Raw genomic sequence first — 25,084 nt, forward strand, 5'->3', positions numbered from 1 at the left:
GGCCGCATCCGGTAACCGGAGCGGTGCGGCGGTCGTGCGGGGATGTCGTCGCGGCTCAGGAACGGACCAACCGCGCGATGGCGTCGGTGGCCTCCTTGATCTTCGCCTCGGCCTCGGGACCGCCCTGGACCGCGGCATCGACCACGCAGTGACTGATGTGATCCTCCAGCAGGCCCATGGCCACCGCCTGCAGGGCTTTGGTCATGGCCGAAACCTGCGTGAGGATATCGATGCAGTACTTCTCCTCTTCGACCATGCGCTGCAGGCCGCGCGCCTGCCCCTCGATCCGGCGCAGCCGCTTGAGGTAGTCGTCCTTGGCGGTGATATAGCCGTGGGTGGCGTGGTCGTGCCCGGGCTGCACGGCCGCCTCGACGGTCCGAACCGTGTTGCTCTGATCCTCGGTCACCGGCTGTTCCTCGCTCCCGCCCTGATGGTCCATACCCCCCTAGGGTACATTATTCGAGGGGCACTGTCAGGGTAGCGGGTGCGGGGTGAGGCGGCGGGGGCCGCCGTCGCGGCGTACGCGAGAATTGCGGGCATGAGTTCGGATCCCCGCCCCGCACTGGCCATCATCGGCGGTAGCGGCTTCTACGATTTCTTCGGCGACGATGCGACCACCCTCGAGGTCGAGACACCCTATGGTGTGCCGAGCGCGCCGATCACCGTCGGAGAGGTCGAGGGCCGCCAGGTCGCCTTCCTGCCGCGGCACGGGCGCAAGCACGAGTATTCCCCGCACACCGTGCCGTATCAGGCCAATATGTGGGCCCTGCGCTCGATCGGCGTGCGGCGGATCTTCGCGCCGTGCGCGGTGGGCAGCCTGCGGGCCGACTGGGGACCGGGCACCGTGGCGGTCCCCGACCAGCTGGTGGACCGGACCTCCGGCCGCGCGCAGACCTACTTCGACAACGGCGGCATCCACGTCTCCTTCGCCGATCCGTACTGCGACGACCTGCGTGCGGTCGCTACCCGCGCGGCGGTGCCCGAGTTGCCGATGCAACCGGCCGCCACCATGGTCGTGGTGCAGGGCCCGCGCTTTTCCACCCGGGCCGAGAGCCGCTGGTTCGCCGGACAGGGCTGGGAACTGGTGAACATGACCGGATATCCGGAAGCCGTTCTCGCTCGCGAACTCGAAATGTGTTATGCCGCCATCGCTTTGGTGACCGATCTCGATGCCGGTCTGGAGGCCGGAGACGGTGTCAGTGCGGCCGCCGTCTTCGCCGAATTCGAGCGAAACCTGGTGCCGTTCAAAACCCTCGTACGTCGCGCGGTCGCCGGTGTCGAGGGCGTGGATACCTGCGAACACTGCACCGTGCACGCGGGGATGGCGCTGCCGTTCGAACTGCCCTGACGTCGCATCGACCGCTAGGGAGTGGCGGGTTCACGCAGATCGATCCGGGCCAGCGCGAAATGGGGAACGCCGGTCCCGTCCGGGCCGTGGGGTAGGGGTGAAACCTCCACGTCCACGGTGATCCAGCCTCCGCTCGTATCCGCGAGCCGGAGGTTCGGCAGCGTCCACGACGGCGCGCCGGCCCGGATCGCCGTGCGCGCGGCGTTGATTCGCTCCCGGTCGCCGGGATGTGGCAGCGTGCGTTCGTCCGTGCCACCGGACCAGTCCAGTCCCGGCACCGGCGCGCTGATCCAGCGAATCACCCGGACCCGCTCGGTGTCGACCACCGCCAGATACATTCCGGGATTGCGGCTGACCAGCGTCTCGACCGTGGCCGCCTCGAACGACTTGGGTTGCGGCGCAACGCTGTCGGTGACATCGGCCAGAATGCCGCGCCACAGGTAGGGATCGGCGGCGGAGTTGCGTGTCGCCATCATCAACGTGCGCAGCCCGTCCGGCGTGCGCACGCAGATTTCGCCGCACCAGCGCGATCCGGGTGTGGCGCGTGCCACGATCGCGGCCAGATCCAGGGCATCGTCGAAACGTTCGACATGTTCGAAGGATTCGGCTCCGATCCAGACGCTGCGCTTGCGGTCGAACGCCGGGCCCAGACCCGCGGAACGCACTTCCGTGCGCCGGGTGCGCCCGTCGAGCAGGTGGGTCGCGACCGGCGGTGGCGCGGGTGGCTCGCCGGGGCCCACCCACAGCTGTACCGCGTGCACCCGGTCGTCGGGTCCGGTCAGCGCGATCGCGCAGGCGCGATGTCCGGACCAGGCATGTCTGGACTTCGGCAGCTGTCGCTCGACCCTCTCACCGCTCGCGGCGGCGGCGGTGAGGATCGGCATCAGCCGGGTGGGAACGGTGCGCGCCAACGACTTCCATCGCCGCGGTGCGGTGTCGACGGCCAGGACCGACCAGGTGGGCGGAACGTCGAGTGTTTCGATCAGCAGCCAATGTCCGAGAATCACGAATTTCGCCCCCTCCTGATCGATCCGCGGCGCCCCGTCAGTCGCGGCCATCGGCCATAGCCGTCCAATATGGTGCTCGAAGATTTTCGCCCGGGGCACAGGGTATCGGTGCCGCCGGCGCGGGCGGCGAGCAGGCCGTCGCTGCGGCGAGTGTGCCGACTAGGCTGACGCCATGGACGATCCGCTGCGATTGGAGGTCATCGTCGCCAGTGTGCGGCCCGAGCGGTTCGCGCCCGTGGTGGCCGACTGGTTCCTGCGCACGGCCCGTGCCGACGCCGGCCTCGACGTCGGGGTCATCGATCTGGCAGACACCCCCCTGCCCACCGACCTGACGACGACGCCGCAGGTCGAGGCATTCCGCGAGCGGATCGGCGCCGCGGACGGATTCGTCGCGGTCACCTCCGAGTACAACCACGGCTACCCCGCCTCGCTGAAGACGGCGCTCGACAGCGCCAAGCGCGAGTGGCGGGCCAAGCCGATCGGATTCGTCGGTTACGGCGGGCTGTCGGGCGGTCTGCGGGCTGTCGAGCAATTGCGCCAGGTTGTCGCGGAAATCCATATGGTGTCGATTCGCGAGACCGTGAGTTTCCACGAGGCCAAACGCAAATTCGACGCGGACGGCAACACCGCCGACGGGGCCGCCGTCGACGCCGCGCAGCGGCTCCTGCGGCAATGGGCTTGGTGGGCACGTCATTTGCGCACGGCACGCAGAACCGACCCGTATCCGGGCTGAGCGGGTCGCGCCGCCGCGCCGACGTAAGCAGTGCCCCGGACTCGGCCCCGGTGGGGCGAAATTATCCGTGCGCCTGCGCGACTCGCTGCCGGGGATCCTGCTGCGGCATCGGGCGGCGGCCCCGCGGGCTGCCGATATAGGTGGTCTCCCGGGGAATCGAGACCAGCGTCAGATCGACCTGAGTGGTTCCGGTCCGCATCACCACGTGGTTGCCGATCGCGCCCGGCTGGTGGATCGACAGATCCGGATTGGTGGCCGGCCAGCCCATCGGATCGCCGGTGACGTAGATCGTGGTGACACCGGCGTGCGGTGCGGGCGCGAGCACACCGTCGACCACGGCCGCGGTGAACCCGGCATCGCTCTGATGGGTTTCCACCGCGATGGTGAGCCGCTCGGGATTGCCGATGGTGGTGACCAGCTGTTCCCACGCGTGCGGGCGATCGGTGCGGATGAGGATGCGCTCGCCGACGGCCAGTGCGCGGAACACCAGCTGCTGCGCCAGATACAGCTCGCCCGCTACGTAGACGGTCGAAATGCCTTGTCCGACAAGGCGAACCGCGACACCGTTGCCGTCCTCGTCGGAGCCGATCAGCTGACCGCAGCCGGAGGAGGGCAGATGTAGCACGCCCACCACGTCGATCGGGTACTGGCTCATCGGGACGGTGTCGTCCACGCCGGGAATCGCGATCGGCAGGTGGGCCAGCAGGCTCTGGCGATGCCGGCCGCTCAGCGACACCATGCCCTTGCGCTTGGTCTTCTCCGGCAGCTCCCGGGCGGTCAGTCGCCAGGCCGCGCCGATATTCACCGTCTCGGGCGAACTACCCGGCCGCAGGCGGACCGCCACGGTGGTTCCCCGCGACGGCGCGACCCACAGCTGGGCCAGCAGATCCGAGCCGAGCTGCTTGGGATCGACCGCCGCGCCGATGTTCACGCTGTTGCCCAGTTCCGCGTAGCGCCAGCGATGGGTGAGCGCCCGCGGGTCGACACCGGCGCTGATCTGCCAGACGGCCTTGCGGATCTCGGGCGCGGTGAGCACGCGCGACGCGCAGTCGGCATCCTCGAGTGCGCGCACGATGCGCTGGGTGGCGATGGTGACCGCCCGGCCCGCGCCCTCCGTGCCGCCGCCACGCCGGGCCGCGGCCTCCGGACAGGCCAGTGCGTCGAAACTGATTGCGAGCCAGACGGTTCGGTGTGCGGTCGCGGGCAGCGGACCGAGCAGCGATTCGTAGATCGGCCCCGCGGGCGTGCCGGAGCGGCTGCGGTGGCCGTGGCTGATGATGTCGATACCGGACAGCAGGATGTCGTGCTGGCTCAGGCACTGCGCCAGTTCGGGCAGCGGCAGCAGATGCGACGCGTGCACGGTGTTGCGGTCGATCCGGGTCAGACCGCCCTTGGGCGGCAGCACCTCGACGACGGCGACGACGCGGCTGCCTTCCCAGTACAGACCGAGCGAGCGGCCGTCCGGGCCACGGAAATCGACTGTGTCACCGAGGTCGTAGTCCTGGCGGGTGACATAGCGCCACGCCGTCGCGATCCACGAGGCGAGGGTGCGCTTGCCGATCGGGATGAACAGCACCAGGCCGGCCACGATCGCGGCACCCAGTGCGTACCAGCCGGGTACCCCCACCGCGAGCACGACGACGCCGACGAGCAGTCCCAGTAACTGTGCGGCCAGCAGATTCGGCAGCGAGATCCGTCCGAGGAGCGGGCGGCTGTTGGTGCCGCTGGATTCGGCCATCGTCGTCCCCCAAGTACCCGGTGTCGGCCGATTCCTCGATGGCCGAGCTGAACTTCAGTCCTGCTGAACTGTACTGTGTTGGGCGAACGCGAGCACTGTTCGGGGGAGGACTCATGCCTTCAAAGCCCACTACGCGCTGGCAGGTGAGCGGCTATCGCTTCCTGGTCAGGCGAATGGAGCACGCCCTGGTACGCCGGGACGTGCGGATGCTGCACGATCCGATGCGCTCGCAATCGCGTGCCTATGCCGCCGGGCTGGTACTGGGTGTCGTCGCGCTGGCCGGCTGCGGCGTGCTCGCGCTGCTGCGGCCGCAGGGGTCGATCGGCGACAACAAGATCCTGCTGGGCAAGGATTCCGGCGCCGTCTACGCCGTCATCGACGGCGTCGTGCACCCGTCGCTGAACCTCGCGTCGGCGCGGCTCGCGGTCGGCGAGCCCGCAAAAGCGGTGTCCATCAAGGAATCCGAGCTGTCGAAGAAGCCCCGGGGGGCGCTGATCGGCATTCCGGGCGCGCCGTCGTCGCTGAATTTCGACAGCAACGGCAAGGGGCGCGCATGGTCGATCTGCGACGAGCTGAAGAACGACGGCAGCCGCGAGCTGACCACCACGGTGCTCGCCGGCGATCCGTCGCTGGGTTCCAAGGCCACCAAGCTGGATTCGGGTAAGGCGCTGCTGGTGCAGGGCCGCGACGCCGCCTATCTGATCTACGACAATCAGCGCGCGCGGGTCGATATGAACGATCCGAAAGTGACCGAGGCGCTGAAGATCCGCGGGATGACTCCCCGTCCGATCAGTGCCGGTCTGCTGAACGCGGTGCCCGAGGTCCTGCCCATCACGCCGCCGAAAATCGTCGATCCCGGTGGCACCCCGGCGTATTCGCTGAGCAATCACCGCATCGGCGATGTGGTGCATGTCGACACCAAGGATCAGTACTACGTGGTCCTGCACGACGGTTTGCAGCCCATCTCGCCGCTGACCGCCGACATCATCCGCAACTCCAACCCGACGGCTTCGGAAAATCCCGAGATCAGCCAGTACGACAGCACCCAGGCGCCGCCGTCGAACGACCTTCCGGTGCAGCAGTATCCGACGTCCGCGCCGGCCATCGTCGATTCGAAGGATCAGCCGGTGGAATGCATGTCCTGGAAGCCACTGTCCGGTGCGGCCGAAAAGGCCGACGGCAGTAAGCGCGCGGAATTGGCTGTGCTGACCGGACATTCGCTGCCGATTCCGGACAGCGCGCAGACCACGCCGCTGGCGCAGGCCGACGGGTCCGGCCCGAACGTCGATGCCTTCTACTCCACACCCGGCTCGGGATTTTTCGTCCAGACCACGGGTATCGAGGCCGACAGCCAGCGCCGCGACAGCATGTTCTTCATCGCCGACACCGGCGTGCGCTACGGCATCAAGGACGCCGCGGCGCAGAAGGCGCTGGGAATGGACGCCGACAAGGCCAAACCCGAACTCGCGCCGTATCAGATCGTCGGCCTGCTCGCCGCCGGTCCGACGCTCGGTCGTCAGGAGGCCATGGTGGCCCACGACGGCGTGGCGCCGGATCCGAATCCGGCCAAGCAGCTGGTGCGTTCCAAGCAGGACCAGTCGGCGCAGCAACCGCAGAACTAGCCGGCCCGGCTATTGCCGGGCGGGCGTTTCGGGTAGTGCGCTCTCGTTCGAACCGAAGCGAATTCCCTTGGCCTCCTTGCCGATCAGGGTCAGGAAGGCCACCGCGATCAGCACCGGCACGATGGTGACGGCCAGGGCGAACGGATATCCGTGGCTTTCGGCCACCCGCTCCTGGATCGGCAGATTGAGCGAGGCGAGCAGATTGCCCAGCTGGTAGGTCACGCCCGGATAGAAGCCGCGGATAGCGTCGGGCGACAGTTCGGTCAGATGTGCCGGGATGACACCCCAGGCGCCCTGCACGACCAGTTGCATCAGGAACGATCCCAGGCACAGCATGGCCGCGGTCGTCGAATACGCGAACAGCGGCACGATCGGCAGTCCGAGCAGTGCGCAGAAGATGATGGTGTAGCGGCGACCGTACTTCTGCGACAGGCTGCCGAACACCAGACCACCGATGATGGCGCCGATGTTGTACACCACCGCAATCCATTTGGCGGTCGCCGAGGACAACCCGGCGCCGCCGTTGTCGACCGCGGACAGGAAGGTCGGGTAGACGTCCTGGGTGCCGTGGCTCATCCAGTTGAACGCGGTCATCAGCAGGACGAGGTAGGCGAAGCGGCGGATCACGACCGGGTTCATCAGCACATCTCGCAACGAGGTCTGGGTGAGCCGCATATGTTCGCGGCTGCTCTCCCACGCTTCCGATTCACCCACGCGGGTCCGGATCACGAGGATGATCAGGGCCGGAATCACCGAGAGCGCGAACAGCCAGCGCCAGGACAGGCCGAGCCAGTTCATCACCAGCAGTGAGGCCAGCGAGGCGAGTAGGTAGCCGAACGAGTAGCCCTCCTGCAGGAGTCCGGAGAAGAAGCCGCGCCGTTCGGCGGGGATCTTCTCCATCGCCAGCGCGGCGCCGAGGCCCCATTCCCCACCCATGCCGATGCCGTAGAGCAACCGAAGTATCAGCAGCACAGTGAAATTCGGTGCGAAAGCGCACAGGAACCCGATCACCGAGTAGAAGGCGACGTCGACCATCAGCGGAATACGCCGGCCCACCCGGTCGGCCCACAGACCGAACAGCAGCGCGCCCACCGGGCGCATGATCAGCGTCGCGGTGGTGATGAACGCGACGTCGGATTTCGGCATATCGAAGGAAGCGGCGATATCGGCATAGACGAAGACGACCAGAAAGAAGTCGAAAGCGTCCATCGTCCAGCCCAGTTGGGCCGCGATGAACGAATTGCGCTGATCGGGAGTGAGACGTTGCCTGCCGGCGACTGTCATGGCTGTTCCTGCCCCTCGTGCGACGACCCGCGACGGCCGTACCGCTGGACCGCCGCTGTCAGAAATATTGAGTCATCGCCGGGCAGCCCGTGTCGATCTTGGACGGATTGACCCGCACCGACCAGGGCATATCGCCTATAACGGACGAATCGATGGCACGCGCACCGATGAATCCGGTCGCCGCGCCTCGTCGCACCATCATGGACACTATGCAGACGACCAACCTCGCCGAACTGTACGAGCTGGATCCGCTGGACTGGTCCGCCGTCGTGGCCGGTCTGGACGCCGGATTCCCGCAGGCGCCCGGTACGGGCGGCCCCGATCGCCACACCTGCTGGCTGGCCACGATCGATCCGGACGGCAGTCCGCATATGACCGCGGTGGGCGCGCTCTGGGTCGACGGTGCGTTCTGGTTCGAAACCGGCCCGCGAACACGCAAGGCCCGCAACATCTCTCGCGATCCGCGCTGCACGATCGGCGTCGCATTGGATACCTTCGACCTCAGTGTGAACGGCACCGCCGAACGCGTCACCGACCCGGCGACGGTGGCACAGCGGGCCGTCGACTGGGCCGGCGAGGGATGGCCGTGCCGGGTCGACGAGTCGGGCACGGCCCTGACCGCCGATTTCAGTGCGCCGGCGGCCGGCCCGCCGCCCTGGTACGTCTACCGCATCGCGGTGCGCGCGGCGACGGCGCTGTCGACCGTCGAACCGGGCGGCGCGACGCGCTGGCGGTTCGACGAGCCGCGCTGAGCCTCACTCGCCGCGATCACCGAAGCGGCGGCGCAGCGGGAACGAGGCGAGATATCCGAGCACGGCGAGCACGCCGATGACACCGGTTCCGATCAGCGCCACATTGCGGGAGGTGTGGTCGGGGGCCGGGGGAGTGGTCGGCACCGGGAGTTGCCAGCTCTTGGCGGCACTGGGCCGCTTGGGCGGCAACGAGTTCGGGACCTGTGCGGTGAGCGCGGCCACCGGGTCGACCGCGCCGTATCCGACATACGGGTTCCACCCCTCGGCGGGCGCGTGGGCGGTGGCCTCGATCCGCTTGATGACGTCGAGCGCGCTCAGTTCCGGGTAGCGGGCACGGACGAGCGCGGCCACCCCCGCGACATACGGTGAGGCGAAACTGGTTCCGGAGATCGGCTCGGCCTTGCCCTGCTGATCCACCTTCGCGACGGCGGTCCCCTTGCTGCGCGGATCGTCCCAGTGCGGATCGAGCGAGGTCAGATTCTCACCCGGTGCCGCGACGCCGACCCACGGGCCCGGCACGGTGAACTTCGAGGGCTGGCCGTTGTCGTCGATCGAGCCCACCGGCAGCACATAGTCGTCCCACCGCGCGGGCGAGACGTTCAGATCGACCTTCGTCCACGGATCCGCACTCGGATCCAGCGGATCGATGACCGGGTTGGTCCCCTTGCACTTGTCGTTGTTACCCGCGGCCGTGACGACCACGACGTTCTTCTCGACGGCGGCGTAATGTACCGCGGCGCCGAGGTCGTCGTCGGGAATCGCCCCGGCCTGGCAGGCCACCTCGGACATGTTGATGACCGTCGCGCCCATATCGGCCGCCCGGCGCACCGCCTGCGCCAGGGTGTGGGTGGTGCCGTACCCCTCGGGCATGGCGTCGGGCCCCTTGTCGCGGCCGGCGCCCTTCTTCTGGAAATAGCTCGAGGTCTGCCGGATGCTCAGGATCTGCGCCTGCGGCGCGACTCCCGAAAAACCTTGTCCCGCAATCTGAGTCGCGGCGATGATGCCCGCCACGAAGGTTCCGTGCGCATCGCAGTCGTCGGTGCCGTCGCCGGCGGAGACATAGTCGCCGCCCGGGATGATGCCCGGCAGCCGGGGATGGCGCATCACGCCGGTGTCGATCACCGCTACCAATTGCCCTGCGCCCCTACTGAACTGCCACGCCTTGTCCAGTTCCAGACTGCGCTGCGCGGTCGGCACGGTCGGGCCGTCACCGCCGGTGCTCGTGCTGGCACAGGGTGAATTCGCCGGCTGCTCGGTGGCGTCCGGCGGCGCCGGGTTACCGCCGGACGGCAGCGCCCCCGGGTTCACCACCGGTTTGTCCGCGATCGCGGCCCCCGCACCGGTCGAGGCGCTCAGCCCCAGCACCGCGACGACCGCCGCGACTCGAATTGCTCTGCGCCCGAACATTTTCGGATTCATGCGCGGCTCAGAGCGATCGAACGAGCGTGTACAGCTCGGCTACCCAGAACACCAGGGGCAGGACGGCGGCGACGAACCCGTACTCCAGCAGCTCCACCGCGCGGCGCATCGGCGGCGTCGCCGACTGGTTCGGCACGATGGTGCCCAGGATCAGCGCGGCGATGAGCATCACCATGGCGGCGCCGAACACCGCGAGCGGCTGTTCCACCACGAAGGCCGCGCCGACCGTCATGATCAGCAGGATGGCCGCACCGCCGGCGAGCAGCACCACCGCCAGCTCGGCACTGACGTAGGTGCGGCTGCGGAACATCAGCACCACCGCGCAGACCAGCGCCAGCGCGATGCCGGGCCAGTAGGGGCTGTCCGCGGACGGATCGGTCGAGGCGAGCGCTCCGATCACGGTCACCAGTGTGGTCGCGCCGACGAGGCCGGCCAGATACATCCGCGCGCGTTCGGATTTCGTGCGCAGCACGTCCATCGTGGGCAGCGCGCGGTGGTCGTCGGGATCGTCCTCGGTGGGATCGATCGGGGTGCCGGGCGAAGGCACCGGCGGCAGCGGCAGTTTCGCCAGCAGCATCGACACTCGCGGTGCCAGCGACAGGGCGCCGAGCGCGAGCGCGGCGGCGACCGCGCCGATGGCCTTGACCGGCTGCGAGGTGAGCAGGCCGACCAGCGCGGCGGGGATGGCGAAGACGGAAAGCGTTGTGGCGCCGATGAACAGGGCCAGACCGACCCCGCTGACCCGCCAGGCCAGCAGTGCCGTCGCGCCGACGAGTACCGAGCCGAGCAGCAGATTCGCCCAGCCGTAATGGTCGGGCACGATCAACATGCCCGCGGCGAACGCGCTCGGCAGCGCACAACCACCGAGAACCAGCGCGGAGGCGGTGTCGCCGTACATGCGGCTCATCACCGTGCCGGCCACCACCAGCAGAATCGTCAGCACCGCGGCGATGGACCCGGTGATCCAGCCCGCCATCGCATCCGGCGCGGCCAGCAGGCCGGTGCATCCGGCGAGCATGGTCAGCACCGCGATGATCGATCCGGTGATCCGCGCGACCTGCGGCGACCAGCTGCGGAAATGGTCGGTGTCGGCGATCGCGACGTTATACATGATGTCGTCGAACAGCGGACTGGGCGCGACGTGATCGGCGCTTTCCAGCATGAGCAGCTCGCCGTCGCGCACCCCCTGCTCGCCCAGGCTGAGCGAATTGGAGAACGGCGGCTGCCCGATACGCGCCAGCACCCATTCGGCCGGCTGGAACTGTTCGCCGCTGTTGTCGAAATCGTTGGTGCGGCTGTGCTGCGCCACCATGTCGACCACGCTCGGAATGACCAGTGCGACCGGAACGTCGACCGGAATCGCCATATCGACCTGCGTGTGCTTGGCCAGAATTGTCACCCGCGCCAGATCGGGCGCCCGGACGATTCCGCGGCTCGAATCCTCTTCGATATGGTCCAGTCGCGCGTGCGTCACGCTTCCCCCAACTCCGTCTCTACCAGGTGTTTCAGCATGCGCTCCGGTTTGCGGTCGCGCGGCCGATCCGTGCAGAATGCTGGTCGAACTGTACGACATGTCGGCCGCTGCCTCTACACTGAGTCCGCAGTACAGCCGCCGAAGGGGGATCTTCCGTCGATGAGCACTGTCAGGTTCCAGCGTCGTGCGCGCCGGGAGGTTCCGAGGTCACCGGGCGGCGAAGTGACACTGCAACCGCCGCCGGAGATTCCACGCGCGATACCTGGCAGTTTACTGGGCAAACTGATGCCCGTCGTGATGGTCGTCGGCATGGTCGGAATGATGGCCATCATGTTCACGCGCGGTGGAGGTATCGCCTCCAACCCGATGAGCATGATGTTCCCGATGATGATGGTCTTCTCCATGGTCGGCATGTTCGCCGGTCAGGGGGGTAAGGGGCAGAAGGCCGCCGAGGCCAATGAGGACCGCAAGGACTATCTGCGCTACCTGGACCAGGTCCGCAAGGACGTCGACGAAACCGCCTCTCAGCAGCGCGCGGCGGTCGAATGGAGCCATCCGGAACCGGGTTTGGTGTGGATGCTGGCCGGCACCAGCCGCATGTGGGAACGCCGTCCGGGGGACAAGGACTTCTGCCACGCGCGCATCGGCCTGGGCGGGCAGCGCCTGGCCACCCGGCTGGTCTCGCCGGAGACCGGCCCGGTCGAGGAGCTCGAGCCGATCGCGGCCGTATCGCTGCGTCGTTTCGTACGTACGCATTCCACGGTCCCGGACCTGCCCACCGCCATCGCGGTCAAGGGCTTCGCCACCATCCAGCTCAACGGCGACCGCGCCCAGGCGCGCGATATGACCCGCGCGATGTTGTTGCAGCTGTGCATGTTTCAGGCGCCGGACCAGGTGCTGGTCGCGGTGGTCTGCGGTCCCGACACCGCCGCCGAATGGGAGTGGACCAAATGGCTCCCGCACACCCAGCACCCGGATTCCCAGGACGGCGTGGGCACCGAGCGCATGGTCTACGGTTCCATCCGCGAACTCGCCGACGGTCTGAATCCGTTGCTGCACAACCGCGTTCGCTACTCCCGCAACCAACCGGCCAATCAGAATCTGGTCCACATCGTCATCATCGTCGACGGTGGTCTGCTCGAGGCCGAAGAGGATTCGCTGCGCGAATCCGGCTACGAGGGCGTCACCATCATCGATCTGTGCAGTTACGCTCCGCGCCTGGCGGTTTCGCGCGGCATTCAGATGGTCGTCGAGAACGGTGAATGCGTCGGCCGCGGCGCCACCGGCAATATGGAACGCTTCGCCCTCATCGACCGCATCAGCGCGCGGCAGGCCGAACAGGTCGCGCGGCGGTTGGCGCCGTTCCGGGTGGCGGCCGTCCAGCGCGGTGGCGAATCCGTGGTCGAGGAGAACGCCGAGGTCATCAGCTCATGGGCGCAACTCATGGGGCTCGGCGATATCGGCACCTTCAACCCGGAGAACGGGTGGAAGCCGCGGTACGGCCGGGACCGGCTGCGCGTGCCGTTCGGTGTGGGCGCCGACGGCCTGCCGGTCTACCTCGATATCAAGGAGGCCGCCGAGAACGGTATGGGCCCGCACGGTCTGTGCATCGGCGCCACCGGTTCGGGTAAATCGGAATTCCTTCGCACACTGGTGCTTTCGCTGCTGGCGACGCATTCGCCCGACCAGCTGAACCTGGTGCTGGTCGACTTCAAGGGTGGTGCGACCTTCCTCGGCCTGGAGGGCGTCCCGCACGTCGCGGCCGTGATCACCAACCTCGAGGAAGAGGCCGATCTCGTCGATCGTATGAAGGACGCGCTGGCCGGTGAGATGAACCGCCGTCAGGAGGTCCTGCGGCAGGCCGGCAACTTCGCCAACGTCTCCGAATACGAGAAGGCGCGCGCGGCCGGCGCCGACCTGGATCCGCTGCCCGCCCTGTTCGTGGTGCTCGACGAGTTCTCCGAATTGCTCAGTCAGCACCCGGATTTCGCCGAGCTGTTCGTGATGATCGGCCGTCTGGGCCGGTCGCTGCACGTGCATCTGCTGCTCGCCTCGCAGCGTTTGGAAGAGGGCAAGCTCAAGGGCCTGGAATCACATCTGTCTTATCGCATCGGCCTGAAGACGTTCTCGGCCAACGAATCTCGTCAGGTTCTCGGCGTGCCCGATGCCTACAATCTGCCGAACAGTCCCGGTGGCGGATATCTGAAGTCGGACTCCGGTGAGATCCAGCGCTTCCAGGCCTCCTATGTTTCCGGGGCGTATGTGGGTGGTGGCGCTCAGCGTGAGGTCACCCAGGCCGGCATCGTCGGTGGCGAAATCGATATCAACGCCCGGCCTTTCGTCGCCGGCCATGTGGCGTTCCGCAAGAGCGACCGAATTCCGTTGCCGCCCGAGCCCAGTGCGGTCGAAGAGGTGCAGCAGGACGAGAGCACCGAGAAGATCTCCAACCTCGGCATGCTGGTCTCGCGCATCCAGGGCCACGGTCGCACCGCCCACGAGATCTGGCTGCCGCCGCTCGACGCGGCGCCGACCCTCGATCAGCTCATTCCCCGCTCGATCCTCACCGGCGAATACAACCCGGTCGCGAGCCTGCGCACCGCGATCGGCATCGTCGACCGGCCCTACGACCAGCGCCGCGATCCGATGGTGGTCGACCTGTCCGGCGCCCGCGGCAACGTCGCCGTCGTCGGTGGTCCGCAGTCCGGTAAGTCCACGGCCCTGCGGTCGCTGGTCATGGGCATGTCACTGACCCACACCGCCGAACAGGTTCAGTTCTACTGCCTCGACTTCGGTGGTGGCACCCTGTCGGGCCTGGAGGGCCTGCCGCACGTCGGTTCCGTCGCAGGCCGCCTGGATGTGGACAAGGTGCGCCGCACCATCTCGGAGATGACGACCATCGTCCGTCAGCGCGAAATGCGGTTCCGCCAACTCGGTATCGAATCGATGGCCGACTTCCGTCGCCTGCGCGGCACCGACCCGGCGAGCAGTCCCGCCGCGGCCGGCGCGCACGAAGACCCCTTCGGTGACGTCTTCCTGGTCGTCGACGGCTTCGGCTCCATTCGCCAGGATTTCGATTCGCTCGAACAGCCGATCATGAACCTTGCGACGCAAGGTCTTTCGTACGGTGTGCACATCGTGATCGCGCTGAACCGCTGGGCCGAAGCGCGGCCCGCCCTCAAGGACCAGATCGGCACCCGCATCGAACTGCGCCTCGGCGACCCGATGGATTCCGATCTCGGCCGCAAGGTGGCCTCGCTGGTACCGCAGGGCCGTCCGGGCCGCGGTATGACCCCGGACGCGCTGCATATGCTCACGGCACTGCCTCGCGTGGACGGGAATTCGAATCCCGAGACCCTCGGCGCCGGTGTCGCCGATGCCGTGCAACGTTTGGTCGCCTCGACCCCGGGCCGGCCGGCGCCGCGCGTGCGCATGCTCCCCGAGGTCCTCAACCGCGACGAGCTGGTACACAACGTTCTCGGTGGCTGGCCGGGCGCGGTGGATCAGTACACGCGGTGCGTGCAGATCCCGATCGGCCTCAACGAATCCGAGCTCGCGCCGGTCTTCCTCAACATGGCCGAGCAACCGCACGTACTGATCTTCGGCGACACCGAATGCGGTAAGACGAATGTGCTGCGCAACATCATCCTGAACATCGTCGCCTCGAATACGCCGGAGAATGCCAAGCTGATCATCGGTGACTACCGCCGGACGCTGCTCGGCGTGGTCGAGGGCCGCCATGTCGCGGGATATGCGCCGTCGGCGGAAATGCTGGACACCATGATGCGCGATCTGGTCGGTGTGCTGAAGGCACGCATGCCCGGCCCCGACATCACCCAGCAGCAGTTGCGTGAGCGTTCGTGGTGGTCGGGCCCCGAGGTCTACGTCATCGTCGACGACTACGACCTGGTGTCCACTCCGTCGGGCAACCCGCTGTCGATCCTCACCGAATATCTCGCGCAGGCCAAGGACATCGGCTTCCACCTGATCATCGCCCGGCGCTCGGGTGGTGCGTCACGAGCGCTGTACGAGCCGCTGATCGGCCGGATGAAGGATATCGGCACCATCGGCCTGCTGATGAGCGGCAACCGCGACGAGGGGGCGCTGCTCGGCAACGTCAGGCTCAGCGAAATGCCGCCCGGCCGCGGCACATTGGTCGCCCGTTCCGGAAACAGCCTGATCCAGACCGCCTGGACCCCGGCACCCTGATGACGGGCACCGGCGCCTGTGTCGAAACCGCTGTGGCCGAGGTCATCACCGTCGGCCACAGCGGAAAATCCGAAGGCGCTGGAAATTCCGCGCAGAAGATGGCAGGCTCAGAATCCGGACAGTGTGAACGTCTGATGCGCGATATCCAGCAGGACCGTCGCCCCAGGTACCACCGGCCGACAGGACAGGAACGCTCGGGGGCGCGATGCTCATCGCTGAGCGGGACCGACTGACGGCACACGGGCTGTTCAACACGAGAGGGGGAGGTGCAAGACATCCACACCGCAGGCATTCGAGCCATGCGATCGACTGTCGAACTGCGCCGATGCGCGGGACATGACGATGGAACCGAGGACGCCCGTCATGCGTCCAAACCACTAGCAGGATAAAGACCATTCCTCGCCGCGGCCCGCGGTGACCGATAGAAGGAGCCACGATGCCCTTTCACGCCGACGCCGAGCAGCTCGCGAGTTTCGTCCGCGAGATGCAAGACAAGCACGACCAGATCGGCCGCATGATTACCAACGCGCACAATCACGCGACCACTCTCCAGGGTCCTGCGTTCCAGGGTAGCGCCGGAACGGCCTTCCAGAACACCTTCGATCAGTTCTTGACCTCGGCCAACAAGATGAACGAGGCGCTGATGCAGAATTCGCAGAATCTCGAGAGCGCCGGCAAGAAATATGCGGAGATGGAAGAGGGCAACTTGAGCACTCTTCAGAAGACCTCCGACAGCCTGAACTGGGCCTGACCGACCCAGCTCGCTCGGCTCATCACATCATTCCTAGAAGACCCTAAGGAGAAGAACGATGGGTGACTTCGGCCAGATTTCCTACGACTTCGGAACGATCGACGATGCCGGTAGCGGTATCAAGACCGAGGCGATGAACATCACCGCTGCGCTCGAGGATATGGAAAAGAAGTTTCAGGACTTCATTACCGCGCACTGGACCGGTAGTGATGCCGCCCACGCGTTCCAGAGCGTGCAGCAGAATTGGCGTCAGCAGTCCGATGAGCTCAGCGCTTCGCTGGCTCAGCTCGGTGCCCACACTGTCGGCGCCGGGGAGCAGATGCAGGGCGCAGACGTTCTGGCGGCCAAGCTGATCGCCGGCTGACAGGAAGTATCCGATCGATCGAGACGGCAACGGCCGCACACCCGAAAATTCGGGCGGTGCGGCCGTTCGTCTTTCGCGGTGTGGGAGCCGTAGCGGTCGCTCTACCAGCTGGTGGCGAGTACCGCGTATTGCGCTGCGGCGCGTTGTTGAGCGTCCTTGATTTGTGAGCTGGCTACTCTGGCAGCGTAGCGGCCGTACCGAACAACACAGCGGAATCTGTTGTCGGTGAACACCTGCTGTTCGGTATTTTCCTCGCAAAACGCATCCGGCACGCCCTGTGGAGGATCGATTGAGCTTCTTACTCTTCGACGCAACTCCTCGGCCAGTGCCTGTGCGCTCGCTGCATCCGCTGAGCGAAAGAGCGTTGTAGAACCTTCTGTTGTGGATACCGCCTCGATCTTGCCTTTGTCGGCCAATATCTTGCCGTCCGAATTGGAGACGTTCAGAAATCCACGCGTCGTAAACGACCCCGACGTGAGCAGGCTGGGGCCATAGAAACCTTTCGCTGCGAGCGTCTTGCGATACATTCCGTTCGGGTCGTACGGGAGATGCAGAATATCGCGCTTGGACAGTGGTGGAAAATCGCGCAGCAGCGGAATCTGGACGTCGTAAATATGCTCGATAAATGAGGTGAGCTGCGGTAGTTCCGGTTGTGGCGCGCGGGCGAATACGTCCAGAAGGTAGTTGCCTTCAGCCATTCTCGAACCGATCGTTCTTATCCCGGGGCGCCAATGCGACCGGGCAGTGGGATACTTGTCCAGCTGAACGGACTGATTTTGATCTCCCGCTATTGCGAAATCCGCGTCTTCGAAGGCTTTGGCGGCGGCATCGGCCGACTGTTTGTCCGGGAACTGGTATACCGAGATATCGACGAGCTCATCGGCGTCGAACACCTCGTTTTCTTTTTGTTGCCGCTTCTCCGTCATGACTCCGTACAGCATGCCGTTTCTTTCGAGAGCAGTCACGAGCCCGTCGGACATGTCTTTATTCAGCCCGTCCTTCGGTTCCACGATTGCGCCCGCGCTGTTGCTGGTCAATTTGGGTTCGATCTCGGTACCGATTGCAATTTTGTCGAGCAACCGCATTGCGGCCAATTGTTTTCCGAAATAGAGTTGAGGGATGTACCGATATTGCATATCGATCGGGTCCGTTGAATAGCTGCCCACGTCCAGTTTGCGGACATCGATCTCCCCCGGTGTCGGAGTTCCTCCGACGCTCGCTCCGCACGATGAGAGGGTCAGTGCTAATGCTGCGATGACCGATAGGCAGCCGGATGCTCGCATAATGTGCATCGTTCGATCTCCCTATTTGCTGTTCGCCAGAATGGAGTACTGTGCCGATATGCGCTGTTGTGCGTCTCGAAGTTGCTGAGACCAGACAATAGCGGAATACCGGTCGTACCGAACATGGCAGTAGTATCGGATATTCGTGTCCGGGCCCTTGTAATTGAGGCATTTTGCGTTGGGAAGATGGGGTGGTGAATCCACTCGGCGCATGAATTTTCCCGGCGCGCTCCGAAGCTCGAATATCCGCTCAGCTGCTGTTTTGTCCTTGGCGCGTACCACCTCGCCGGCATCGTAGGCGACACGGTCCACACCGTTGTCACGATATAGCTTTTCGATAGCCTGCGGTTCGTCGATCAACTGCATAGCGCCATGTAAATCGAAAGTACCGGGCACATTTTGAAAAGAGTCTCCCTCGGGCCGGCGCAACGCTCGGGAGCGGACGCCATCCGGATCGACGGGGACCTTCATGAGCTGATCAACCGGTGTGGGAGTGAAACTTCGTAACTTGTCGGTGGTAGCGGCAATGGATTTCTGAGCTAGATCTGTAAGAGACGGCAGATCCGAGACTCCGAGTTCGGTATTCTCGAAGTTGTCGACGATCGTCACTATGACGTATTTGTCGTATGCTGTCCATGTTGCCAACGTTTGCTTGGCCGGCTTCCACCTCGCAACGGTATCCGGATACTTCGCCAACGTCGTCGGCTCAACCGGTCCGTCGTCGTAGAAGTCCGCTTTAGATAATTCACCGGCCGCGTTTCGGGCGGATTCGGCATCGGAAAATAGAAGCACCGAATTCGCAAGTTCGTATGAGAGCGAATAGGCTTCGTTGGAACTGCCCAATGCGGTGAATCCGCCGACATAGTTCTTCGCCGCTGCGTTGAAATTCTCTTCGTGAAGCCATCGAAACATCGAGCTGAGGTGGAACTGCGGCCCGACATCGAGAAATGCGTGTGTTCCGGAGCTTTGCCCCACAGTGAGCTTCGGATCCACCTCGTACGGCAGTGGCAGAGCACTCCCCAGCCGGTTGGCCTCCATGAAGCGTGCGACATACATGTTCTTGGGCAGACCGAGGTCGGCCGGTTTGGTGCTGTATCCGCCGACGTCGAGTTGTGCGAGATCGACAACCGGGTCGGTGACTTTCGTTGTGTCCGTGTCGGTTCCGCATGCCGCAGACGTTGTGGCGGCGGCGGCCAACCCGATCGCCGCGATGATCTTGGCGGCAACTGTCAATGATTTCAATGCTCCCCCCTCTTTTTCGGATCTTGCACGGCCGATGATCCAGCCGCAATTCGAGGCGTACGACTGTGACCGACCGGACTTTTCAGGTCGGCACCGGACCTACTTCACCTGGTTGTGGAGAATCGGGACCAGCTTCTCCAACAGTGTCTGCTCCGAGGCCGGTGTCCAGTTCCGCATGGCGGAGACGGCAACGGGGTCATCGAGAGGAATCACTGTTGCTCGTGCACTCGCGATGCTGTACGGCAAACCCAGCAGGCCTCCGCCGCCTGCCTTCGGGTCGCTGCGCACGGCAAGGATGTAGCTGTCTGCCGAAGCCTGGAGCTCCGGGTACGGGTCCGTGATGGGACGCGGGGAAGTTTCGTCGCCGTTCTTCTGATACTGCAGGTTGTAGACGAAGCCGAGGTCTTCCATGAACTTGGATTGTGAGGTGCCGCCGAGATAGACGCTGAAAGTCTTCTCGCCTGTCACATCCAGCATCGTGATGGTCTTTCCCGCGAAGGAAGGATTCGCCGCACGCGCTTGGGGCAGTGACGTATAGGCAGTGACTGTCGTCGTCGCTGCCGCCGCTGCCGAGGTGGTCGCCGGCCCCGTCCCGCCCGAATTGCCCTGGGTTGCCCACACTCCGATGCCGGCGGCCAAGGCTACGGCGACGAGTGCTCCGACTCCGCCGAGGAGCAAGGGTTTGCGGCTCTTGGGTTTCGGTTCGAGGAGGCGGGAGAGGTCGGGGTCGGGGCGGTGGCCGGTTTGGGTGGGGATTGCGGATTGGGTCCGGTGGGGGATCGGGGTGCGAGGGTCGGTCTGGGGGCGGGGGGCGAAGACCTGGATGGGGTAGGTCGGGGAGGTGGTGGTGCGGATCGGGCTGTGGCCGGGGGTGAGGGCGTTCGCGGCGGCGTCGGTGAGCTCGCGGCAGCTGCTGAAGCGGTCGGCGGGATTCTTCGCCAGGGCGCGCGCGAAGACGTGGTCGATCGCCGGTGGTAGCCCGGAATTGACGGCGGTGGCACGAGGCGGCGGCTCGTAGAGGTGCCCCATCATGACCATCGCGGGTTGGGTTGCGGGATACGGGTTCTGGCCGGTGATGAGCTTGTAGAACGCGCAACCCAGGCTGTAGATGTCGGCTCGGCTGTCGACCGCCATGCCTTGGAGTTGTTCCGGCGGCGCATAGGCGATCGTCGCGACGAAGCTGCCGGTCTGGGTGAGTTCGGTGGCGTCGTCGGCGGATTTGGCGACACCGAAATCGGTGAGCAGGACGCGTTCCTCGTCATCGTCCTCGGGGGTCGACAGCAGGAAGTTCGCGGGTTTGACGTCGCGGTGCAGGAGTCCGCGGCGGTGCGCGTAGTCCAGGCCCTTACCGACCTCGGTGCCGATGCGCAGGGCGCGCAGCGGAGTCATCGAATGCGGGTCACGGGCCAGTTCGGCCGAGGCGTCGGTGCCGTCGACGTACTGCATGGCGATCCACAACTGGCCGTGCTCTTCACCGCGGTTGTAGACCGAGACGATATTCGGATGATCCAGGCCGGCAGCGAGATTGGCCTCGCGTTCGAATCTGCCCCGGAATTCGTGGTTGGACGACAGTTCACCGCTGAGCACCTTGATGGCGTCCATGCGGGGGAGGCTGGGATGTTTGGCGAGATACACCGTGCCCATCCCACCGGCGCCCAGCTGGCGAACGATCCGATACCCACCGACGATGGTGCCGGGACTCATCACCATCAGTAACAAACTCCTGGTAGTTCGGCGGGCCGCGTATCGTCGCGGAGCTTACTGGACTTCGAGGTGGGCGGTCGAGTCACGGCTGCCACTGGCTGTTGGCGAACAGGGCGTACTGCGCGGCCGCGCGTTGATGCACGTCGACCAGCTGATTCGAGGTCACATAGCCGACGTAGTTGCGGTAGGCGACGATGCAGGTATAGCGCTTCAGCCCGCTGTCGACGTTCTTCGTACCGTTCTCTACGCATGCCGAATCCGTGAGCTGGGGAACCGGATCGACGGCCGGGCCACCACCCTGGAAGATGATGCGATCGGTGACAGCCTTTTTCGCCGATGCGGGGTCGGCGGCGCGCAACACCAGAGCATCGGAGGTTTTGGCGAATTCGGCGGCCTTCAGGGCGGCGACGCTCTGCGCGGCGGCCTTGCGATCGGACATGTAGTGCAGAATTCCGTGCGGACCGAATACGCCGTTGTCGTCGCCGTATTGGGGACGCCCGGACTGACCGGTGTTGAGCGCCCGGCTGAGCAGGTAATCCGGATCCCAGGGAAGTTTGACCGTGTCCTCGTCGGAAATCGGCGGCAGCCGGTCCAGCAGGGGGAATTCGACGTCCAGTGCCTTCTCGGTGAGCGAGGTGAGGCTGTTCAGGTTCGGTGTCGGAGTGAGGGCCAGTACCGACACCACATAGGGGCCGTGCGCGAGGAAGGAGCGGATCGACGGTGTTCCTGGGAGCCAATGTGCGTGCGCATCAGGGTATTTCGCGAGTGGCACCGGCTGGTTCTGGTCTTTGTAGGCGTTGAAATCGGCGTTGTAGAAATCGGTGGCGGCCCGGGTGGCGCTTGCGGCGTCGTCGAACTGCATGACCGACAGGGCGAGCACGATGGAATAGGGCTTCTCGGGCTTCGGCCAGCCGGCGAAACCCCAGCCCGCGTCCTTGTCACTGGCTGCGGTCGAGAACCCGTACACCATGTGGTCGCGCTTGGCGACGGCCTCCATATCGTTTTCGTTGCCGAGCGCATCGGGCAGGACGCCGGCGGAGAAGCTGCCCGCCTTCTCGCGTTTCGTCAGCGAAGGGTCGACCTGATCCGCGGTCACCACGTACTCGGCGAGGCGCATGCCGGCGGCCTCGGGTGCGTTGACGAAGCCCGGCCGATAGTCCACGTGGATATCGAGTGGCCGCACATCGTAGTTGCCGACATCGAGCTTCCGGACATCTATTTCCGACGGGCCGGCCCAGCCGCCGACGGTCGCGCCGCACCCGGTCGCTGCCAGAAGTCCGCCGAGACAGGCCACGGCGGCCGCCGCCCGGACGAATCGTGTGGTCATTTCGGATCCGCCTTCACCAGGATGGTGTACTGGGCCGAAATGCGTTGCTGCGCATCCAGTAACTGCTCGCCCCAGGCCAGCGAGGCATATCGGCCGTAGTACACCGAGCAGTAGAAGCGGACGGCCAACGTTTCCTTGCCGTTGTATTCCCGGCATTTCGCGACCGGAAGATTCCGCGGGGACGCCGCCTGCTTGAAATGTTTTTCCGCTCCGCCCAATTCGTCGCGAATATCCGCGGCGGCCACGGCATCGCGGGCTCGGTACAGTTCGTTGCCGTAATCGGCGAAGCGGTCGACGCCGTCGCGGTCGTACCACGCCCGGGACTCGCCCGGATCGCTACTGAAGTGCAGCCCGGCATGTCCGAGGTAGACACCGGGCGGGTTGAGCCATTCGCCGGTCGCCTCCTTCGGCCGGATCATGGTCCGGCCGAGCATCCCGTCGATGTCGATCGGGTGGTCCATCAGTTTGTCCGGGGGTGTCGGCTGAAACTTCGCGAGCGCGGGCACGACGGTGTCGAGACTTTTCTGCACGCGCGAGACGAGCGCCGGGAGATCGACCTTGTTGAACCAGTTCTTGGCCTGGTCGTAGACCGCGGTGAAGACGACCAGCCGACCCGCCGGATACCAGTTGCTGATCGCCTGTTTGGTGGGCACCCAATGTGCATGCGCCAGCGGATAATTGGGGATGGCGACCGCTTGGGTCTGCGGGTCCCGGCCGAAATCGCGCCGCTCCAGGGCCGCGGCGACCTCGGTCGCGCGCTGCTCGGTCGGGAAGATCATGGCCGCGTTGACCAGCTCGCTTCCCAGGTTGTCCGGGTCGTCGCGGCCGTAGGACGCGAAGCCGCCGATCAGGTCCGGGGCGTCTTCGGCGAAGTTGCTCAGGTCGGTGAAGTCCTTCATCACCGACGTTTTCGGATCGAGGAAGACCAGGGTGTCGAGTTTGCCGGTGTGGGTGAAGGCCGGGTCGATATCCATCGGCAGGGGCATCGCGCTGCCGAGTCGCTCCGCCTCGAAGAATGCGGCCTGACCCGGATTGGCGGGCTTGCCCATATCGCGCGGTGTGGCGTCGTACGGTCCCACGTCGAGACCGCTGAGATCGACGGTCGGTTCGGCGGCCGGAGGGGGAGCCGGATCGGAGCCGCATCCCGTCGCGGCCAGCGCCAGCGCGGCCACGGCAGCGGCCAGCACACGCACGGAATTTCGCATAGTCCCCTCCCACAGGCTCCACGCCGGTGAACACAGGTGCCTGCTCGGCCGACGCTGCGAAGAAGATAGCACCCGTCTCCGACGGGTGCCCTTCACCGGCGGCGGTACCCGATGTGCGGGCGTCGCCGTGGGCCGAGGTGTCAGGCCCCCGTCCGCAGATCGCCGACGAACTTCTCGCACACCGCGGCCATGGGCTGCCAGCCGCCGGCAGGATATTGGCAGCCGACGCTGACCTGCAGGCCGGAATCCACCAGAACCTGCCAGCGCACCGTGGTGCCGCCGCCGGGAGTTTCCTCGTAGGACAACCCGGGGCGGCCGCCGAAGATCACGTTGCGCTGCAGCGGCCCGACCGTGCCGGCCGGTCGTTTGGCGATCTGGGTTTCGAGCGTGGCGGCGACGTCCTCGATGCCGGAACCCGCGGCGAGATCCTTCTGGACCAGCGAAATACGTTCGCGCGCACCGTCGTTCGGGGAGAGGTCGACCCGGGCGCCGGAGCGATTGGTGATATGCCAGCCCGCCGGGACCACCGCCTCGACCCGCCCGAAGGACTCCGCGGGTGGTGCCGCCGCCGCGGTCGGTGAGGCGACGGCGGACGGGTGCGTACCGGTGGATTCGGCCGTCTGCGACTCGCCGCCGGATCGGGTCAGCACGACGGCGGCCGCCACCGCGGCGACGATCACCGCGAACACAGCGGCGCCGATGAAGAGGGGAGTGCGGCGCTTCGGTGGCGGCGCGGTCGCGGCCGCATGCTCGTGCAGCGAGCCGACCCACGGTGTCTGCGGGGCGAACTGCGCGGGGTGAGCCGCGGGGGACATCGCGGGTCCGCCCCGGACCAGGTCCACACCGGACATCGCGCGTAGGTCGACACCGAAGCCGTAGCGCCGGGACAGTTCCGCGCGCATCGCGTCGAGCAGTGCGGGTTCGGCAGCACCGACGACCACGAGATAGCTGGGTTTGCGGCCGCCGAGCAGTCGATCGACGACATCGACGACGGCCTCCACGCCGCGTCCCTCGGCCAGGTCGGCGGAGCCGATCGTCGGCTCGTATTCGCAGGCCTCGATCCAGGTCTCGGTGCCCGAACGGCCGGTGAGGGTGACGGTCGTGGTGAGCGAATTCAGTTCCATCACCGCGATGCGCTGCTGCTGCGAGGTGCTCGCGGACAGTCCGGCCACCCGCAACGCCAGCGGTTCGACGCTGATCTCGCCGGCCAGACGGCGGGCGCCGGCCTCGAGCGCGGCGCGGCGGCGCGTGCCCCACTCCGACGGGCTCACCACCGTGAGCCGCTCACACGCGCTGGGCAGCCGCAGATTCGTCAGCACCGCGCCGAAGATCGCGGCGAAGGCGTCGGCGACGGTCGGCAGCATCGGGACGAAGGCGATGCGGTCCGCTGCGGCCAGCCGTACCACCGAGACGGCGGGGGAGGGCGGTTGAAGTGGTTCTCCCACAACGAGACTCGCGCCGTCGCTGGCGGGGACCACCGAGGGAGCGCCGTCCCAATGAGTGGATTCGCTGCGCGCCCACAATCGGCTGTCGGTCAGTATCAGATCGACCGTGGACATCAGCTCCCCCTTCCAGGCTGGGTCTCGCGGCATAGTACTCCAGCGCGGTGACGCTCCCGCGCCGCC

The 25,084-nt window shown here is 66.0% G+C and carries 19 protein-coding genes; 7 read left to right on the forward strand and 12 right to left on the reverse strand.

The window, feature by feature from the left end:
- Nucleotides 1–55: 55 nt before the first annotated feature.
- Complete coding sequence (locus IG65_RS0104045) at nucleotides 56–439, reverse strand: metal-sensitive transcriptional regulator (RefSeq protein ID WP_369801459.1); 384 nt, start codon at nucleotides 437–439, stop codon at nucleotides 56–58.
- Nucleotides 440–538: 99 nt separating this feature from the next.
- Between IG65_RS0104045 and IG65_RS0104050 the strand changes: the two genes are divergently transcribed.
- Nucleotides 539–1,348: an S-methyl-5'-thioadenosine phosphorylase gene (locus IG65_RS0104050; RefSeq protein WP_030513451.1), complete on the forward strand. Its 810-nt coding sequence runs from the start codon at nucleotides 539–541 to the stop codon at nucleotides 1,346–1,348.
- A gap of 14 nt (nucleotides 1,349–1,362) precedes the next feature.
- Here IG65_RS0104050 and IG65_RS0104055 read toward each other — a convergent pair whose 3' ends face one another.
- Complete coding sequence (locus IG65_RS0104055; protein ID WP_231509045.1) at nucleotides 1,363–2,406, reverse strand: GAF domain-containing protein; 1,044 nt, start codon at nucleotides 2,404–2,406, stop codon at nucleotides 1,363–1,365.
- A gap of 121 nt (nucleotides 2,407–2,527) precedes the next feature.
- Between IG65_RS0104055 and IG65_RS0104060 the strand changes: the two genes are divergently transcribed.
- Nucleotides 2,528–3,088, forward strand: coding sequence for an NADPH-dependent FMN reductase (locus IG65_RS0104060; protein ID WP_030513453.1), 561 nt, complete (start codon nucleotides 2,528–2,530; stop codon nucleotides 3,086–3,088).
- A gap of 61 nt (nucleotides 3,089–3,149) precedes the next feature.
- On the opposite strand, the gene eccE is transcribed toward IG65_RS0104060, so the two are convergent.
- The gene (gene eccE, locus IG65_RS0104065; RefSeq protein WP_051755310.1) at nucleotides 3,150–4,826 is read right to left on the reverse strand and encodes a type VII secretion protein EccE; all 1,677 of its coding nucleotides are present in this window, start codon (nucleotides 4,824–4,826) and stop codon (nucleotides 3,150–3,152) included.
- Nucleotides 4,827–4,864: 38 nt separating this feature from the next.
- On the opposite strand from eccE, the gene eccB reads away from it, so the two are divergent.
- A complete protein-coding gene (gene eccB / locus IG65_RS0104070; RefSeq protein WP_324190373.1) occupies nucleotides 4,865–6,448 on the forward strand; it encodes a type VII secretion protein EccB in 1,584 nt (527 codons plus the stop codon).
- A gap of 9 nt (nucleotides 6,449–6,457) precedes the next feature.
- On the opposite strand, the gene IG65_RS0104075 is transcribed toward eccB, so the two are convergent.
- Nucleotides 6,458–7,732: an MFS transporter gene (locus IG65_RS0104075; protein WP_030513456.1), complete on the reverse strand. Its 1,275-nt coding sequence runs from the start codon at nucleotides 7,730–7,732 to the stop codon at nucleotides 6,458–6,460.
- Nucleotides 7,733–7,941: 209 nt separating this feature from the next.
- Here IG65_RS0104075 and IG65_RS0104085 point away from each other — a divergent pair, with 209 nt between their 5' ends.
- Nucleotides 7,942–8,484: a pyridoxamine 5'-phosphate oxidase family protein gene (locus tag IG65_RS0104085; RefSeq protein WP_030513457.1), complete on the forward strand. Its 543-nt coding sequence runs from the start codon at nucleotides 7,942–7,944 to the stop codon at nucleotides 8,482–8,484.
- 3 nt (nucleotides 8,485–8,487) lie between these two features.
- Here IG65_RS0104085 and mycP read toward each other — a convergent pair whose 3' ends face one another.
- Together mycP and eccD are read right to left on the reverse strand one after the other, a co-directional pair.
- Nucleotides 8,488–9,903: a type VII secretion-associated serine protease mycosin gene (gene mycP, locus IG65_RS0104090; RefSeq protein ID WP_231509046.1), complete on the reverse strand. Its 1,416-nt coding sequence runs from the start codon at nucleotides 9,901–9,903 to the stop codon at nucleotides 8,488–8,490.
- Nucleotides 9,904–9,910: 7 nt separating this feature from the next.
- Nucleotides 9,911–11,377 carry a type VII secretion integral membrane protein EccD gene (gene eccD / locus IG65_RS0104095; protein WP_030513459.1) on the reverse strand — a complete coding sequence of 489 codons (1,467 nt, stop codon included), beginning with the start codon at nucleotides 11,375–11,377 and terminating at the stop codon, nucleotides 9,911–9,913.
- 159 nt (nucleotides 11,378–11,536) lie between these two features.
- Here eccD and IG65_RS0104100 point away from each other — a divergent pair, with 159 nt between their 5' ends.
- The 3 genes from IG65_RS0104100 to IG65_RS0104110 all read left to right on the forward strand — a co-directional run bounded on the left by IG65_RS0104100 (nucleotide 11,537) and on the right by IG65_RS0104110 (nucleotide 16,698).
- Entirely contained in the window at nucleotides 11,537–15,583 is a 4,047-nt protein-coding gene (locus IG65_RS0104100) for a type VII secretion protein EccC (protein WP_030513460.1), read from the forward strand.
- 436 nt (nucleotides 15,584–16,019) lie between these two features.
- Nucleotides 16,020–16,334, forward strand: coding sequence for a WXG100 family type VII secretion target (locus IG65_RS34350; protein WP_036523104.1), 315 nt, complete (start codon nucleotides 16,020–16,022; stop codon nucleotides 16,332–16,334).
- A 58-nt stretch (nucleotides 16,335–16,392) separates the two neighbouring features.
- Nucleotides 16,393–16,698 (forward strand): WXG100 family type VII secretion target, encoded by a 306-nt coding sequence (locus IG65_RS0104110; protein ID WP_030513461.1) that lies wholly within the window; start codon nucleotides 16,393–16,395, stop codon nucleotides 16,696–16,698.
- A gap of 101 nt (nucleotides 16,699–16,799) precedes the next feature.
- Here IG65_RS0104110 and IG65_RS0104115 read toward each other — a convergent pair whose 3' ends face one another.
- The 6 genes from IG65_RS0104115 to IG65_RS0104140 all read right to left on the reverse strand — a co-directional run bounded on the left by IG65_RS0104115 (nucleotide 16,800) and on the right by IG65_RS0104140 (nucleotide 25,018).
- Nucleotides 16,800–17,990: a hypothetical protein gene (locus tag IG65_RS0104115; RefSeq protein ID WP_156055475.1), complete on the reverse strand. Its 1,191-nt coding sequence runs from the start codon at nucleotides 17,988–17,990 to the stop codon at nucleotides 16,800–16,802.
- A gap of 12 nt (nucleotides 17,991–18,002) precedes the next feature.
- Nucleotides 18,003–19,223 carry a hypothetical protein gene (locus tag IG65_RS0104120; RefSeq protein WP_156055476.1) on the reverse strand — a complete coding sequence of 407 codons (1,221 nt, stop codon included), beginning with the start codon at nucleotides 19,221–19,223 and terminating at the stop codon, nucleotides 18,003–18,005.
- A gap of 99 nt (nucleotides 19,224–19,322) precedes the next feature.
- A complete protein-coding gene (locus tag IG65_RS0104125; RefSeq protein WP_030513464.1) occupies nucleotides 19,323–20,933 on the reverse strand; it encodes a serine/threonine-protein kinase in 1,611 nt (536 codons plus the stop codon).
- A gap of 76 nt (nucleotides 20,934–21,009) precedes the next feature.
- Nucleotides 21,010–22,254 (reverse strand): hypothetical protein, encoded by a 1,245-nt coding sequence (locus tag IG65_RS0104130; RefSeq protein ID WP_030513465.1) that lies wholly within the window; start codon nucleotides 22,252–22,254, stop codon nucleotides 21,010–21,012.
- Nucleotides 22,251–23,459 (reverse strand): hypothetical protein, encoded by a 1,209-nt coding sequence (locus tag IG65_RS0104135; protein ID WP_030513466.1) that lies wholly within the window; start codon nucleotides 23,457–23,459, stop codon nucleotides 22,251–22,253. The genes IG65_RS0104130 and IG65_RS0104135 overlap by 4 nt, the downstream gene beginning before the upstream one ends.
- A gap of 140 nt (nucleotides 23,460–23,599) precedes the next feature.
- The gene (locus tag IG65_RS0104140) at nucleotides 23,600–25,018 is read right to left on the reverse strand and encodes a type VII secretion-associated protein (protein WP_030513467.1); all 1,419 of its coding nucleotides are present in this window, start codon (nucleotides 25,016–25,018) and stop codon (nucleotides 23,600–23,602) included.
- Between the last annotated feature and the right edge of the window lie 66 nt (nucleotides 25,019–25,084).

Origin of the sequence: Nocardia sp. NRRL WC-3656 (assembly GCF_000720265.1) — a bacterium.
GTDB classification, from domain to species: Bacteria; Actinomycetota; Actinomycetes; order Mycobacteriales; family Mycobacteriaceae; genus Nocardia; species Nocardia nova.